This window comes from Variovorax sp. 01T439_2 (genome assembly GCF_056398445.1).
Map to the genome: position 1 here is coordinate 1 of NZ_JBFTPJ010000025.1, position 14771 is coordinate 14771.

13 protein-coding genes are annotated in these 14771 nt (G+C 68.7%); 4 read left to right on the forward strand and 9 right to left on the reverse strand.

Annotated elements, in window-relative coordinates:
* Positions 1-578 (reverse strand): thiamine pyrophosphate-binding protein (locus tag AC1DOC_RS02275; RefSeq protein ID WP_478129351.1); only part of this gene is annotated, 578 nt, incomplete at its 3' end.
* A gap of 194 nt (positions 579-772) precedes the next feature.
* Between AC1DOC_RS02275 and AC1DOC_RS02280 the strand changes: the two genes are divergently transcribed.
* A complete protein-coding gene (locus tag AC1DOC_RS02280; RefSeq protein WP_478081735.1) occupies positions 773-1675 on the forward strand; it encodes a LysR family transcriptional regulator in 903 nt (300 codons plus the stop codon).
* Between the two features lie 18 nt (positions 1676-1693).
* Here the strand turns inward: AC1DOC_RS02280 and AC1DOC_RS02285 are convergent, their stop codons facing one another.
* From AC1DOC_RS02285 to AC1DOC_RS02305, 5 genes are all read right to left on the reverse strand, one after another.
* Positions 1694-3211 (reverse strand): carotenoid oxygenase family protein, encoded by a 1518-nt coding sequence (locus tag AC1DOC_RS02285; protein ID WP_478083711.1) that lies wholly within the window; start codon positions 3209-3211, stop codon positions 1694-1696.
* A gap of 13 nt (positions 3212-3224) precedes the next feature.
* Positions 3225-3656, reverse strand: a complete 432-nt coding sequence (locus AC1DOC_RS02290) for a DUF2141 domain-containing protein (RefSeq protein WP_478081739.1) — start codon at positions 3654-3656, stop codon at positions 3225-3227.
* A 168-nt stretch (positions 3657-3824) separates the two neighbouring features.
* Positions 3825-4907 carry an AI-2E family transporter gene (locus tag AC1DOC_RS02295; protein WP_015866726.1) on the reverse strand — a complete coding sequence of 361 codons (1083 nt, stop codon included), beginning with the start codon at positions 4905-4907 and terminating at the stop codon, positions 3825-3827.
* 86 nt (positions 4908-4993) lie between these two features.
* Complete coding sequence (locus tag AC1DOC_RS02300; RefSeq protein ID WP_015866725.1) at positions 4994-5698, reverse strand: GntR family transcriptional regulator; 705 nt, start codon at positions 5696-5698, stop codon at positions 4994-4996.
* Positions 5699-5707: 9 nt separating this feature from the next.
* Positions 5708-7042: a C4-dicarboxylate transporter DctA gene (locus tag AC1DOC_RS02305; protein ID WP_478080417.1), complete on the reverse strand. Its 1335-nt coding sequence runs from the start codon at positions 7040-7042 to the stop codon at positions 5708-5710.
* A 230-nt stretch (positions 7043-7272) separates the two neighbouring features.
* On the opposite strand from AC1DOC_RS02305, the gene AC1DOC_RS02310 reads away from it, so the two are divergent.
* Both AC1DOC_RS02310 and AC1DOC_RS02315 read left to right on the forward strand, forming a co-directional pair.
* Entirely contained in the window at positions 7273-8610 is a 1338-nt protein-coding gene (locus AC1DOC_RS02310; RefSeq protein WP_015866723.1) for a glycosyltransferase family 2 protein, read from the forward strand.
* Between the two features lie 101 nt (positions 8611-8711).
* The gene (locus tag AC1DOC_RS02315; RefSeq protein ID WP_244883722.1) at positions 8712-9563 is read left to right on the forward strand and encodes a porin family protein; all 852 of its coding nucleotides are present in this window, start codon (positions 8712-8714) and stop codon (positions 9561-9563) included.
* 21 nt (positions 9564-9584) lie between these two features.
* Here the strand turns inward: AC1DOC_RS02315 and AC1DOC_RS02320 are convergent, their stop codons facing one another.
* From AC1DOC_RS02320 to AC1DOC_RS02330, 3 genes are all read right to left on the reverse strand, one after another.
* The gene (locus AC1DOC_RS02320) at positions 9585-10937 is read right to left on the reverse strand and encodes an MFS family transporter (RefSeq protein WP_412511599.1); all 1353 of its coding nucleotides are present in this window, start codon (positions 10935-10937) and stop codon (positions 9585-9587) included.
* A 147-nt stretch (positions 10938-11084) separates the two neighbouring features.
* Positions 11085-11699 (reverse strand): response regulator transcription factor, encoded by a 615-nt coding sequence (locus AC1DOC_RS02325; protein ID WP_278874616.1) that lies wholly within the window; start codon positions 11697-11699, stop codon positions 11085-11087.
* Entirely contained in the window at positions 11696-13876 is a 2181-nt protein-coding gene (locus tag AC1DOC_RS02330; RefSeq protein WP_412511598.1) for a sensor histidine kinase, read from the reverse strand. The genes AC1DOC_RS02325 and AC1DOC_RS02330 overlap by 4 nt, the downstream gene beginning before the upstream one ends.
* A gap of 85 nt (positions 13877-13961) precedes the next feature.
* Between AC1DOC_RS02330 and AC1DOC_RS02335 the strand changes: the two genes are divergently transcribed.
* Positions 13962-14771 (forward strand): aldo/keto reductase (locus tag AC1DOC_RS02335; protein ID WP_478129352.1); only part of this gene is annotated, 810 nt, incomplete at its 3' end.

The following is a 14771-nucleotide window of genomic DNA, read 5'->3' on the forward strand; positions in this document are numbered from 1 at the left end:
ATCTGGGCGCGCGTGGCGGCGGGCTTGTAGGGGGTGAGCGGCTGGTAGGCGTCGATGTCGAATTCGATCTCGGCCATCTGCACGTCGAAGGGCAGGTCGACCAGCACCGGGCCCGGGCGGCCCGAGCGCATCAGGTGGAAGGCCTGCTGGAACACCTGCGGCACCTGGCCGGGCTCGCGCACGGTGACCGACCACTTGGTGACCGGCTTGGAGATCGACTCGATGTCCACCGCCTGGAAGTCTTCCTTGTAGAGCCGCGCGCGCGGCGCCTGGCCGGTGATGCAAAGAATGGGAATCGAATCGGCCCAGGCCGAATACAGGCCCGTGATCATGTCGGTGCCCGCAGGCCCCGAGGTGCCGATGCACACGCCGATGTTGCCGGCCACGGCACGGGTGTAGCCCTCGGCCATGTGCGAGGCGCCCTCGACGTGGCGCGCGAGGATGTGAGAGATGGTGCCGCGCTGGCGCAGCGCGGAATACATCGGATTGATGGCCGCGCCGGGCACGCCGAAGGCCTGCGTCACGCCTTCCTTTTCCATCACCAGCACGGCGGCCTGGACCGCTTTCATTTTTGCCATGGGACTGTCTCCTTGAGTGGCGTCCACTGTAGGAAGCGCGGGCCATTCGAAGAAGACGGCTGCGGACCATAAAACCTATTCCAACGCGGAATAAGTGATTAACATAGGTCGCCGCCGGGCCGCCCCAAGGCGACCGCGCCCCCTCGGGGGGCAGCGATACACGCAGTGATGAGCGTGGGGGCCCAAGGAGTGACATGGACAGATTGTTGGCAATGGAAATGTTCGTGCGCGTGGTCGAGACCGGCAGCTTCTCGAAGGCGGCGCTCGAATTCCACACCACCCAGCCCACCGTGACCAAGCAGGTCGCGGCCACCGAGGCGCGGCTGAAGGTGCGGCTGCTCAACCGCAACACGCGCGGCGTGAGCCTCACGGAGCCGGGCGCGCTCTACTACGAGAAGTGCAAGAGCATCGTGCGCGAGGCCGAGGAGGCCGAGAGCATCGTGCAGCTGCGCCAGAACCAGGCGCAGGGGCTGCTGCGCATCGGCACCTCGGTGGCCTTCGGCCGCCGCGTGGTGGTGCCGCTGGCGCTCGAATACATGCGCCGGCATCCGCAGGTGCAGCTCGACCTGAGCTTCGAGGACCGCTATGTCGACCTCATCGCGCAGGGCATCGACGTGGCCATCCGCATGGGCAAGCTGGCCGATTCGTCGCTGGGCGCGCGCTACCTGGGCACCAATCCCTGGGCCATGGTCGCGGCGCCGGGCTACCTGAAGAAGCACGGTATGCCCAAACGCGCGCAGGACCTGAGCGCGCACGTGGCGCTCATCTACAGCAGCGTGGTGGGCGACGAGTTCTGGCGCATGCACACGCCCAAGGGCGATCCGGTGACGGTGTCGGTCTCGGGCCGCTTCCGGTCCAACAACCTTTCCGCGGTGCTGGCGGCGGCGCGCGACGGCCTGGGCATTGCGCTCATGCCGCGCTACGTGGCGAGCGAATCGCTGGCCTCGGGCAAGGTGCTCGAAGTGCTGGGTGACCACAAGCTGCCCGAGCAGGAGATCCACGCCGTCTTTCCCTCGCCCAAGCTGGTGCCGGGCAAGGTGTCGGGCTTCGTGGCCTTCCTGCGGGGGCGCTTTGCCGAGGGCTGGTGGGGCGGCTGAGCACGCCCACCGCCTGCTTCAGGCCGGCACGAAGGCGCCGTGCAGGCCCAGCGGCAGGGCGTAGGGCAGGGTGGCTTGTGCCACCGGGCCCGCCGCCAGGTGGTCGGCCGCGAAGCACGACAGCACGGTCTTCTGCCGGCCGAAATCGAGCGCCGTGCCCAGCACCCAGCCCGGCCTGGTGCCGTCCGGCACGAAGACATGCTCTTCCACCATGGCCTGCGTGCCGTAGCTGAAGCGCTGGCTGCGGCCGCTTTCGACATCGGTTCGCGCGATCGCGCCGAAGCCCGGCACATCGAGGCGCGTCTGGGTGGCATGAACCACCTGGCGGTGGCGCAGGCCGACACGGCGCGGGTCGATGCGCGGAAACTCGGCTTCCTGCGGCAGTGCCTGCTGCGTGGCCCGGCCGGTGCCGAGGTTCAGCGTGGCGACGGTCAGCCGCGGGTGGGTGCTCTTCACGCGGCGCGCGCGCATCACCTCGCGGTTGGTCGTGAACACCGAATCGGCGTTGTCCGAACGCACATAGTCGATGTGGACGAGCGTGCCGCGCGGCGTGTCTTCTTCCCAGGCATTGCCGACGTGGAACAGGAAGCCGGCCGGCAGCGCGAGCAGCTGGCGCCGCTCCCAGTTCTGCTTGTCGACCACCAGCACGCGCATGCCGAGTTCCGGCCGCCAGACGTGGGCGTCGAGAAAGCTCGCACCCGCCTCCTTGCGCTTGCCGTCGTAGACCAGCGGCGGCATCAGGAACACCAGGTGCCGTTCGGTCACGGCGAAGTCATGGACCATCGGCATGTCGGCCACCGGCACCACGGCTGCGCGCCGCAGCGTGCCTTCGGGCGCAATCTCGTACAGCGCCAGCAGGCCCTGGCCGGAGCTCACGCCAAAGTTCCACACCGTGCCGTCCGGATCGACCTTGGGATGGGCCGAGAACGGCATGCCCGCGAGGTCGGGCCGCCAGGTCTTCACGCCCAGCGTGTCGAGCGTGCGCGCATCGACGCGCGTGGCCGAGCCGCCTTCCCAGAGCGCCAGCACCTCGCCCTGCATCGGCAGCACGCTGGTGTTGGCGACGTTGATGCTGTCGGCCGAGGTCGGCGGCTCGACGCCCGGCGGCACGGTGCCGAAGGCCTCGAACAGGTGGCGGCCGGCCCGCACCTCGGCCACGCGCTTGGGCGTGGCGACATAGCGGCCCTGGTGCCGCACGTCGGCACCGTCGATCACGAAGCGGTGCACCATGCCGTCGCCGTCGAACCAGTGGTGGTAGCGCTCGCCGCCCAGGTCGTGGCCGGCCGGGCCGATGCGAAAGAGCGTGCCAGCCACGGCATCGGGAAAGCGCCCGCGCACCGTGGCGCGGGTCAGCGGCAGGTCGTCCGGGGGCGTGGCGAAGCCGGTCTTCCAGGGCGCACCGGCGGCTTCGAACCGGGCCTGCCAGTCGTCGGCCGCGCCGGCCGCGCGGGCCAGCGGTGCCAGGAGGGGCAGGAGGGGCAGGAGGGGCAGGGCGCCGGCCGAAGCCAGCAGGCGCAGGAGCTCGCGTCGTTCCATGGCGGTTTGCTCCTCAGCGCAGGTGGATGACGGTCTGCTGGTCGGCATCGATGCTGATCGCCGCGGCCTCGAAGGCGGGGGCGGCGCGGTTGCCCTTCGCGTCGTTCGAGAAGCCGTAGCGCTCGGTCGGCATGCCCATGAGGTTGGTGTCGAGCTTGCCGTTGCCGTTCTCGTCGGCGAACGCCCGCAGCGCGTACCGCCCCGGCGCCAGTCCTGTGAAAACGAGCCGGGCCTTGCCGCCCTGCATGGGCGCGGTCTGCGAGGCTACGGCCTTGCTGTCGGCGTAGCTCGCGGCGTCGTTGTACAGCGCCAGGTACAGCGTGGCGTCGGTGGCCGGGCCGTCGGCCACGTTCACGTTCAGGTCGGCCGCGAACGCGGCCAGCGGGGAGAGCAGTGCCGCGGCGCAAAGGGCGCGCAGGCTCGCTGGGGGCTGTAGAAAGTTCATGGGACAGAGGCCTCGTCGGAAGTTGGAGGCCCCGACGATCCCGCAAGCGCCGCGTGCCGCCCAGCGCGATGCGACGAAGCGCGCCAACACCCGCGCGAAATGCGCCCGGCCGGCGCAGGGCGCGCCCGCTTCGAGCGCCCCAGCCCGCGGCCGCGAGTCAGCCGGGCTTCAGCTGCCCTTCTTGTCCTCGCCGGGGCTGGTCTCCAGCTGGCCCGACTCCACGAACAGGCTCCACGCCGCCATGAACAGCGCCGCGATCACCGGACCGATCACGAAGCCGTTGATGCCGAAGATCGCCATGCCGCCGATGGTCGACATCAGCACGATGTAGTCGGGCATCTGCGTGTCCTTGCCCACCAGCACCGGGCGCAGGATGTTGTCGACCAGGCCGATCACGAACACGCCCACGAAGACCAGGATGCCGCCCTGCCAGAAATGGCCGGTGGCAAGGAAATAGATGGCTACCGGCCCCCAGATGAGCGCCGCGCCCACCGCGGGCAGCAGCGACAGGAAGGCCATCAGCACGGCCCACAGCAGCGCACCCTGCACGCCCAGCAGCCAGAAGGCCAGCCCGCCGATCGCGCCCTGCGCAATGGCCACGGCCACGTTGCCCTTGACGGTGGCGCGGATCACGGTGGTGAACTTGTTGAGCAGGTAGTGCGTGTGCGGCCTGGCGAGCGGCACGGCCTCGCGCATCGACTTCGAAAGCGCCGAGCCGTCGCGCACCAGGAAATACAGCAGGTACAGCATCACGAAGAAGCTGATGACGAAGTCGAAGGTGTTCTGGCCGATGGTCAGCGCCTGGCCCGCGATGAGCTGGCTGCCCTGTGCCGCGCCCGCGGAGATGCGGGCCTGCCAGGCTTCCATGTCGCCGAGGTTGAAGCGGTCGAACAGGTTCAGCAGCCATTGCGGCACGGCGTTGAGGATCTGCTGGAAGTAGGCCGCGAAATTGATCTGCCCCGAGCGGATGCTCTGCGTGACCTGCACGATCTCCTGCACCAGCGACACGCCCACCATGGCCAGCGGGAGAATCACGATGAACAGGCAGATGGCCAGCGTCGACAGCGCCGCGGCATTGGGCTTGCCGGGCATGGCCTTGAGCAGCCGCTTGTAGAGCGGCGTGAACAGGATGGCCAGGGCCACGCCCCACAGCACCGCGCCGAAGAACGGCATCAGCACCCAGAGGAAGGCGACCGTGACGGCGGCGAGCAGGGCGAGGAACACGCCGCGCTGGAGTTGGGGTGAATTCATAGGTGATTCGGACTGTAGCCGAGCCTGAATGCACCGCCGTGTCGGTCGGCACGCCCTTGTGCGGTGGCGCACCGGGCGCCCGGAGGTCAGCGCCTGGCGCGCGGCAGCGCCACCGGCGCCAGCGTGGCGCGCAGCCGGGCGGGCGCGTCGGGCCCGGCCGTGGTTTCGACCTCGAGCGAGCGCTCGACGTTGCCGATGTGCTCGATCATCAGCTGGCGCGCCCGGGCCGTGTCGCCGGCCTCCAGCGCCGCCACGATGGCGCCGTGCTCCGCGCACGATTGCCCGGCCTCGTGCCTGGACTGGTAGAGCGTGGCGGCCAGCGTGGTGCGGGCCGTGAGGTCGCGCAGCACGTCGACCAGCAGCTGGTGGCCCATCTGCTCGGCCAGGCAGACGTGGAAGTCGGCCAGCAGGAAGGCGCGCGTGGCGGCATCGGCGCCCTCGATGGCGCGCTGCTCGTCGGCAATGTGGTCGCGCAGCTTGCGGATGGCCTTCTGCAGCGGCCGGCCTTCGCTTTCGGCCAAGATGCCCGCCTCGACGATGCGCCGCGCCGAGAAGGCGTCGCGCGCTTCCTCGGCCGAGGGCTCCACCACGTACCAGCCGCGGCGCGACTGCACCTCGACGAAGCCGCGCGCCTGCAGCTGCATGAGCGCCTCGCGCACCATGGTCCGGCTCACCGCGAAGTTCTCGGCCAGCGCCTGCTCGCCCAGCCGCTCGCCCGGCGCGAGCTTTTGCGCCAGGATGGCCTCGACCACGCGCTCGGCGATGGAGGTGGGGTTGACGTCGGTGGCCATCGTGCGTTTTCAGCGGCTGGCGGCGCCTGCGCCCAGGGGGACGGCCGGCACCTCGGGCTCGGCCAGCGGCTCGTCGTCCGGGGAGTAGGAGCCGTCGAGCACCGCATGGGCGCGCTCGCGGTCGATGTCGCCTTCCCAGGCCGCGATGGCCACCGTGGCCACGCAGTTGCCGATCAGGTTGCCCAGCGCGCGCGCGATGCCCATGAACCAGTCGACCGAGAGCACCAGCACAAGGCCGATGGCCGGAATGGCGGGAATCGCGTGCAGCGTGGCGGCCAGCACCACGATGGCCGAGCCCGGCACGCCGTGCGCGCCCTTGGAGGTGACCAGCGCGATCGCCAGGATGGTCAGCAGGTCCGCCATCGAGATCTGCGTGTTGGTGGCCTGCGCGATGAACACCGCCGCGAGCGTGATGTAGATCGAGAAGGCGTCCAGGTTGAACGAATAGCCCGTGGGAATCACCAGGCCCACCGTCGAGTCGCGGATGCCCATGCGGCGCAGCTTGGCCATGATCTGCGGCAGAACGCTGTCCGACGAGGTGGTGGCAAACACGATGGCCAGCTCCTCGCGCAGGTAGCGCAGCAGCTTCCAGAGGCTGAAGCCCGACATGCGCATGACCAGTCCGAGCACCACGAACACGAAGACCAGCACCGCGCCGTAGAAGAGGGCCACCAGCATGCCCAGCTGCTTGAGCGAACCGATGCCGTACTTGCCCACCGTGAACGCAATGGCCCCCAGCACGCCGAGCGGCGCCAGCTTGATGAGGATGCCCATGATCTTGAACAGCACCAGCGAAAGCGCGTCCACCACCGCGGCCACCGGCTTGCCGCGCTCGCCCAGGAGCGACAGCGCGCAACCGAACAGCACCGCGAACAGCAGCACCTGCAGCACGTCGCCGGTGGCAAAGGCGTTGACCACCGTGGTGGGGATCAGCTTCATCAGGAACTCGACCGTGCCGCCGCTCGTGAGCTTGTCGGCGTTCGAGGCATAGGCGCTCATGGCCGTGGCGTCGAGCTTGCCCGGGTCCACGTTCATGCCCACGCCGGGCTGGAACACGAAGGCCAGCACCAGGCCCAGCGCCAGCGCGACGGTGGTGAGCACCTCGAAGTAGATCAGCGCCTTCACGCCGACCCGCCCCACGCGCTTGAGGTCGCCCGCGCCCGCGATGCCGTGCACCACCACGCAGAACACCAGCACCGGGATGATCATCTTGATCAGCTTGATGAAGCCGTCGCCGAGCGGCTTGAGCTTGACGGCGAACTCCGGCAAGAAGAGGCCGGCGAGCACGCCGAGCACCAGGGCGATGACGACCTGGCCGAAGAGCGATTTGGCGAAGCGAGGCATGGAAGTCTCCTTGTATGTCTTGGCGGTGTTTGCATGCAAGGATCGCTTTTCTTGCATACAAGCAATGTAGGCAAGAAGGCTTCGAGGGAGCCAGAGGGTATTCCCGGGCTCCTAGGGTGAAGGGGCCGGGGCGCAGCGTCTCCCAGTGTTGTTAACAGTCTCCAGGAATGTAACCAGACTGTTCGCGTCGTTTGTCGAGAGTTACATTCGATGGAACACTCGAGAGCGACATGAACGAAGAAGGCCAGAAGGCGCTGCAGCCAATGATTTACCTGCCCGTATCGGGCAAGTTTGTCATTGCGTTGATTGGCGCCAGCGCCTGGATGTGGTTCTCGATATGGGCCGCGGGCCCCTGGCTGGCCGACCTGACGGATCGGGTGGGGATGGCCCTGGCCATTTTCCTGGTGTATGGCATTGCCGTTGTTCCGGGCTTCATGAATGCGTTCCTGGCCATCAGCCTGCTGCTGGACAGGAGGCCGGCGCATCCCGCGTTGGCCGTCTATCCCCCGATCTCCATCCTGATTGCCGCCTACAACGAGGAAGCGTCCATCGACGAGACGCTGGTCAGCATCGATCGGCAGAACTACCCGGGCGAACTGCAGGTGATCGTGATCAACGACGGGTCCGCGGACGGCACCTCGCTTGTCGTGCAGCGGGCCCGGGAACGGTACCCGTGGCTGACTTTCCTGGACCTGGAAAAGAATGGCGGCAAGGCGCGCGCGCTGAACATCGGGTTCAAGGAGGTGGCGCACGACCTGGTCATCACCGTCGATGCCGACTCCTTCCTCTACCGTGGCGCTTTGACCAGCATCGTCGAGCGCTATCGCGCCGACCCGCCCCATACGCGGGCCGTCGCAGGAAAGATCCTGGTCCGCAACTCGCGGCTGAACTGGATCACCCGCTGCCAGGAATGGGACTACTTCCATGGCATTGCCGCCATCAAGCGCGTGCAGTCGCTGTTCCAGGGCACCCTGGTTGCGCAGGGTGCGTTTTCGATCTACGACCGGGCCGCGCTGGTCGAGGTTGGCGGATGGCCCGAATGCGTGGGCGAGGACATCGTGCTCACCTGGGCCCTGCTGAAAGCCGGCTACCGGGTGGGCCACTGCGAGGACGCGTGCCTGTTCACCAATGTGCCCACCACCGTCAAGCAACTGGTCAAGCAGCGCCAGCGATGGGCGCGGGGCATGGCGGAAGCCTTCATCAAGCACCCGGGGATCCTGGTCAAGCCGCGCCTGTCGACCTTCTTCATCTATTGGAACCTGCTGTTTCCGTGGCTGGACCTGGCATGCACCATCGGCTTCATTCCCGGAATCATCCTCGCGTTCTTCGGCCACTACTGGATCGTCGGGATCATGACCCTCGCGTTGATCCCGGCCACCTTCGCATTGAGCCTGCTCATGTTCCGGATCGAACGCCGGATGTTCAGGAAGACGGGCCTCGTGGTGCGAAAGAACGTCCAGGGCTTCTTCGTCTACGTGCTGCTGTACAGCCTGATCCTGCAGCCCGCCAGCGTGCTCGGCTACCTCGATGAACTGTTCAGGAAGCCCAAGGCCTGGGGAACCAAATGAAGGGGCTGCCGAGGTGTCTTGCCGCCGCTTCCCTGGGTTGCCTGGTGCTGGCCGCTCCCTGCAGGGCGGAGGAAGAAAAGGCAAACGAAAAACCGGCCGGCATGGCCTTTGGCCCGGAATTCTTCATCACCGGCGACAGCGACAATTTCCAGTCGCGCCGGGTGTCGGTGGAGTTCTTTCCCGCGTTTGAAAATGCCGACCGCTACCTGGGGTTCCGGCTCGGCGACTACCAGTACAAGCAAGGCAACTGGCAAAGGGCCGGCAAGAAGATCTCGTTCCTGGCCCGTTCGGTCGAAACGAAGACCACGGACGGTGGCGCAATCGAGGTCGGCGCGTTCGAGCAGGGCGGGCACACGCTGCTCACGCTCGACGGCAGCTACCGCCTGTCGCCCACCAAGAGCACGGCGGTGGAATTCCTCGTGACGCGCGACTGGGTCGAAACGCCGAAGTCGCTGGACCGCGGCATCGATTTTTCCTTTGTCGGCGTGGCCGTCGACCAGGGGCTTGGAAGCCACGTGACCCTGGTCGGTCTCGCGGCGCAGCAGTATTTCTCGGACGGCAACCGGCGCGACCACGGCCGCCTGCGGCTGATCTACCAGCCGTCGCTCGACCTGGGCCTGACCCTGCAGGCGCGCTATCGGACCTACCGCAGCAGCCACGAGGACGTGGACCGGGCCTATTTCAATCCGAAGAACTACAGCGAGGCGATGCTGGCCGTGGGCTGGCGGCAGCGTTTTTCGGGCTGGACCCTCGCGGTCACGGCGGGGCTCGGCACCGAGACGATCAACCACGAGTTCCGGCAGCCGACGCGGCTTTTGGACGTGAACCTGCAAAGCCCCGTGAGGGGATCGCAGGTCTTTCGCTTTGGCGCCGGCTACAGCCGCAGCACCACCTTCTCGGGCCCCAGCTACCAATACCGCTACCTGCGCGGGGAGTGGGTGATCCTTTTCTGAGGCCGCACGCCGCTTGCGCGGCTACTTGTCGTGGTGCAGGTAGCTCGCCTGCTTGGGCAGCAGCAGGCTCACCATGAAGGCCACGCCCATCATCGCGGTCACGTACCAGTAGAAGTAGGACTCGTGGCCGATCGACTTCAGGCCCAGCGCCACGTATTCGGCGCTGCCGCCGAAGATGGCATTGCCCACCGCATACGACAGGCCCACGCCCAGCGCGCGCACTTCGGGCGGGAACATCTCGGCCTTCACGATGCCGCTGATCGAGGTGTAGAAGCTCACCACCGCGAGCGCCAGCGTGATCAGCACGCCGGCCATCAGCGGGCTGCCCACGCTCTGCAGGTTGCTCAGCACCGGCACCGTCATCAGCGCGCCGAGCGCGCCGAACAGCAGCATGTTGCTGCGCCGGCCGATGCGGTCCGACAGCGCGCCGAACAGCGGCTGCATGCACATGTAGATGAACAGGCAGGCGGTCATCACGTTGCTGGCGGTCTTGATGGACATGCCGGCCGAGTTCACCAGGTACTTCTGCATGTAGGTGGTGAAGGTGTAGAAGATCAGCGAGCCGCCGGCCGTGTAGCCCAGCACCACGAAGAAGGCGCGCTTGTGGTGTTTGAACAGCTCGGCGACGCTGCCGGCGCCCTTGGCGGCGCGGGTCTGGGTGCTGGCGGTCTCGGTCAGCGTGCGGCGCAGCATCAGCGCCACGATGGCCGCCACGGCGCCCAGCACGAAGGGAACGCGCCAGCCCCAGGCCTTGAGCTCGGCCTCGTCGAGCAGCTGCTGCAGCACCACCACGACCACCACGGCCAGGAGCTGGCCGCCGATGAGCGTGACGTACTGGAACGACGAGAAGAAGCCGCGCTGGCCGCGCATGGCCACCTCGCTCATGTAGGTGGCGGTGGTGCCGTACTCGCCGCCGACCGACAGGCCCTGCAAGAGGCGCGCGGCCAAAAGCAGCGCGGGCGCCCAGGCGCCGATCTGCGCATAGGTGGGCAGGCAGGCGATGACCAGCGAGCCCACGCACATCATGACGACCGAGGTCACCATCGAGGTCTTGCGGCCCTTGCGGTCGGCCAGCCGGCCGAACAGCCAGCCGCCGATCGGGCGCATCAGGAAGCCGGCGGCAAACACGCCCGCCGTGTTCAGCAGCTGGACCGTGGGGTCCGACTTGGGAAAGAACGAGGGCGCGAAGTAGATCGCGCAGAAGGCGTAGACGTAGAAGTCGAACCACTCCACCAGGTTGCCGGACGAGGCGGCAAAGATGGCGAAGATGCGCTTGCGCTTTTCCTCGAAGGTGTAGGGCGTGGTGTTGGGCGCGTGGGCGCTGGTCGCGTCCGGGCTGGAGGCACCGGCGGTGGCGCTGGCAATGGCGGTCATTCGGGGGTCCTTGTCTCTGGCTGGGGCCCCCCGCGGAGCCGCGGAAAGCCGTGCCGGCGAGTCTGTCCGCCCGGGGCCGCGCTGTCGTCCGTAGGCGCCCGCCGCGCCGCTACGTACCTGTACGCAAGGGTAAATACCTAGAAAGCGTTACAGGCCGTGCTCGCGCAGGAAGCGGTCGAGCTCGTGGCTGTTCGACAGGCCGAGCTTGGCGAACACGTGGGCGCGGTGCGTTTCCACCGTGCGCTGCTCCAGCGGCGCGAGCTCCAGCGCAATGCGCTTGTTGGGCAGGCCCTGGGCGACCAGCCGGGCCACCTGCATCTCGCGCGGCGTGAGCTTGGCCCACAGGGCCTCGGCGGCCTGGCGGGCCTGCCGGCGCACGGCGATTTCTTCGGCCTTCTGCAGTGCCTTGGCAATGCTCTCGAGCAGGCGCTCGTCGTTGCAGGGCTTCTCGAGCCAGCCGAAGGCGCCGTTCTGCACCGCCTCCACGGCCATCGGGATGTCGCCGTGGCCGGACAGGAAGATCACCACCAGCGGACTGTCCTGCGCGCGCAGCGCATCGAACACCTGCAGCCCGCTCATGCCCTCCATGCGCAGGTCCAGCACGACGCAGCCCGGACGCTGCAGGTCGGCGCCGGCCAGGAAGGCCTCGCCCGAGGCAAAGGCCTGCACCGCATGGCCGCGCGACAGCAGCAGGAGGCCCAGCGAGCGGCGTACGGCCTCGTCGTCGTCGACGATGCACAGGTGGTTGGCAAGGGCGGTCAAGGTGCCGATATTTCCAGTTCGAGGGTGAAAACTGTGCCACCGCCGGCCCGGTTGGCAAAGGACAGCCGGCCGCGGTGGGCCTCCACGATGGTGCGGCAGATGTTCAGGCCCAGGCCCAGTCCGCCGGTCTTGGTGGTGAAGAAGGGCGCGAACACCTGCTCGGCCAGCGCCGCGTCGATGCCCGCCCCGCGGTCGGCCACGTGGATGTGCATGCGGCCTTCGCTCACCTCGGCGTCGATTTCCACCAGTCGCTGCTCGGGCGGCGCGGCCTGCATGGCGTGCAGGCTGTTGGACAGCAGGTTCAGCAGCACCTGCTCCAGCAGCACGCGGTCGCCGCGCACCTCGGGCAGGTCTGGCCGCAGGCGCACCTCGGCGCGCGCCTGGCGCATCCGCATCTCGCCCTGCAGCAGCGCCAGCGCGTTGCTGACCAGCGACGCCACCGCGCAATCCTCGGTGCCGATGGTGCGCTGGCGCACGAAGCCGCGGATGCGCCGCACGATCTCGGCGCTGCGCCGGGCCTGCGCCATGGTCTCGTCGAGGCTGCTGGCCAGCAGCGCCTGGTTGCCCTGCTCTGCGAAGGCCTTGGCCGCGCTCGCGAAATTGCTCAGCGCCATCAGCGGCTGGTTCAGCTCGTGCGCCAGCGTGGAGGCCATCTCGCCCAGGCTGGCGAGGCGCTGCGCATGCTGCAGCTGCTCGTCGTTCTGGCGCTGGCGCAGCTCGGCGCGCTTCTGCTCGGTGATGTCCACCACCGAGCTCATCCAGCCGCTGTGGCGGCCGTCGGCATCGATCAGCGGCGCGGTGTAGACCATGGTGATGACCTCGTGCCCATCGCGGTGCCGCAGCCGCGACTCGAAGCCCGAGCGCGCGGGCTGCCCGCTCATCATCGCCTGGTAATGCAGCCAGTGCTGCGCCACGTCGTCGGGGTGCCAGTAGGGGTAGGGTGGCAGCCGGCCGAGCAGTTCGTCGGCGCCGTAGCCGGTCATCTCGCAGAAGGCGGGGTTGACGTAGATGATGCGGCCTTCGAGGTCGCGTGCGCGCATGCCCACCAGCAGCGAGTCTTCCATCGCCTTGCGGAAGGCGTGGGCCTCGTCCAGCGCGTGCGTGCGCTCGCGCACGCGCAGCTCCAGGTCGCGCCGCGCGTCGCGCTGTTCGGCGAAGCGGCGCTCGCGCAGCTGCCAGTAGAGCCCGCCCAGCAGCAGCACGCCCGCGCACAGCAGGCCCAGCATCCAGGTGCGCTCGCGCGCGCGGGTGACCTCCGAATGGTCGGCCATCACGGTCAGCGTCCAGCCCAGGTCGGGCAGCGGCTCGTCCAGCGCGAGGAAGCGGCGCGCCTGGCCGCCGATGTCGGTGCGCACGAGGTAGCCCGGATGCCCGTCCTCGCGCGCCACCGTCCATGGCAGCGGCGGGAAGCCGGTGCGGTCGCCGTACTGCTGCTCGTGCTTCATGCGGTCGAGTTCGGCGGCGGCGAGCGGCCGCGTGGCCTGGTACATCCAGGCCGGCACCGAGCTCAGGAACACGATGCCGCGCGCATCGGCCAAGAGGATCGGCTCGCGCGCGAAGGTCCAGGCCTCCTGGAGCTGGCGCAGGCTGATCTTGACCGTCAGCACGCCCAGCACGGCGCCGGCCTCGGAGCGTACCGGCGAGGACATGAAGAGCCCCGGCTCGCCGGTGGTCTGGCCCACGCCGTAGAAGAGGCCGCTGCGGCCCGCGCGCGCGTCGATGAAGTAGGGCCGGTTGGCATAGGACTCGCCGACGAAGCTCTGCGGCGTGGCCCAGTTGCTTGCCGCCAGCGTGAGGCCCTGCAGGTCGATCAGGTAGAGCGCATCCGAGCCCGCATGGCGGTTCACCTCTTCGATGTAGCGGTTGGCGCGCTGCTGCGCCGCCGGGTCGCGCGGATGCGCCAGCACCTCGAAGACGTCCGGGTGCATGCCCGCGGTGCGCGGCAGGTAGCCGTACTTGCCGGCGGCATCGCGCAGGCCCAGCACGTGGACTTCCATCGCGCGGCGGATCGAGTCTGCCTGGAAGCTCGCCTCGCGGGCCGCGGCCCACTGGCCCGCCGCGCCGATCAGCAGCAGCGCCACGGCCACGGCGGCCGTCCACGCGAGCAGCGCGCGCCAGCGGCCGCGGTGCGGGCGAGCCGTGGGCGTGTCGGGTGGGAGGGAAGGCAGGGGAGGCATGGCAGGGGAGGGCCGACCGGGCGGCGAGCGGGGATTTTGCCCTGATCCCCGGATCGGCCGCCGGGGCCGCCGTACCATCGCGCCCATGCGAACCCTTTCACTCCCGGCCGGCGGCGAGATGCCGGTGCTCGGCCTCGGCACCTGGCGCATGGGCGAAGCCGCAGGCCGCCGTGCGGCCGAGGTTGCCGCGGTGCGCGAAGCCATCGCAATGGGCTACCGGCTGATCGACACCGCCGAGATGTACGGCGAGGGCGGCGCCGAAACCGTGCTCGGACAGGCCTTGGCAGAGGCCCTGCGCGCGGGCGACGTGCGGCGCGAGGAGCTCTTCATCGTCAGCAAGGTCTACCCGCACAACGCGAGCCGGCGCGGCACGCCCGAGGCCTGCGAGCGCAGCCTGAAGCGGCTCGGCCTCGACACGATCGACCTGTACCTGCTGCACTGGCGCGGCAGCCATCCGCTGCGCGAAACAGTCGATGCGATGCAGGCGCTGGTGGCCAAGGGCCGCATCGCGCGCTGGGGCGTGAGCAACTTCGACATCGACGACATGGAGGAGCTGGTGCCGCTCATTGGGTCGGGTCCTGGCTGCGCGGCCAACCAGGTGTACCTGTCGCTGGCCCAGCGCGGCCCGGAGTTCAGCCTGCTGCCCTGCCTGCGCGAACGCGGCATGCCGCTGATGGCCTACAGCCCGATCGACCAGGGCGCGCTGGCTTCGGACGACGCACTGCAAGCGCTGGCCGCGCAGCTCGGCATGAGCGCCGCGCAGCTCGCACTGGCCGCGGTGCTCGCGCGGCCCGGCGTCGCCGCGATCCCGAAGGCCGTGCGCAGCGCGCACCTGCAAGAGAACCTCGCCGCCGCCGGCCTGAAGCTCGATGCGGCCACCCTCGCCGAACTCGAC

Bases quoted from the DNA above. Each gene is read 5' to 3' on its own strand.
- AC1DOC_RS02280 (WP_478081735.1), top strand. From the start codon at position 773: ATGGACAGATTGTTGGCAATGGAAATGTTCGTGCGCGTGGTCGAGACC.
- AC1DOC_RS02285 (WP_478083711.1), bottom strand. From the start codon at position 3,211: ATGGAACGACGCGAGCTCCTGCGCCTGCTGGCTTCGGCCGGCGCCCTG.
- AC1DOC_RS02290 (WP_478081739.1), bottom strand. From the start codon at position 3,656: ATGAACTTTCTACAGCCCCCAGCGAGCCTGCGCGCCCTTTGCGCCGCG.
- AC1DOC_RS02295 (WP_015866726.1), bottom strand. From the start codon at position 4,907: ATGAATTCACCCCAACTCCAGCGCGGCGTGTTCCTCGCCCTGCTCGCC.
- AC1DOC_RS02300 (WP_015866725.1), bottom strand. From the start codon at position 5,698: ATGGCCACCGACGTCAACCCCACCTCCATCGCCGAGCGCGTGGTCGAG.
- AC1DOC_RS02305 (WP_478080417.1), bottom strand. From the start codon at position 7,042: ATGCCTCGCTTCGCCAAATCGCTCTTCGGCCAGGTCGTCATCGCCCTG.
- AC1DOC_RS02310 (WP_015866723.1), top strand. From the start codon at position 7,273: ATGAACGAAGAAGGCCAGAAGGCGCTGCAGCCAATGATTTACCTGCCC.
- AC1DOC_RS02315 (WP_244883722.1), top strand. From the start codon at position 8,712: ATGGCCTTTGGCCCGGAATTCTTCATCACCGGCGACAGCGACAATTTC.
- AC1DOC_RS02320 (WP_412511599.1), bottom strand. From the start codon at position 10,937: ATGACCGCCATTGCCAGCGCCACCGCCGGTGCCTCCAGCCCGGACGCG.
- AC1DOC_RS02330 (WP_412511598.1), bottom strand. From the start codon at position 13,876: ATGCCTCCCCTGCCTTCCCTCCCACCCGACACGCCCACGGCTCGCCCG.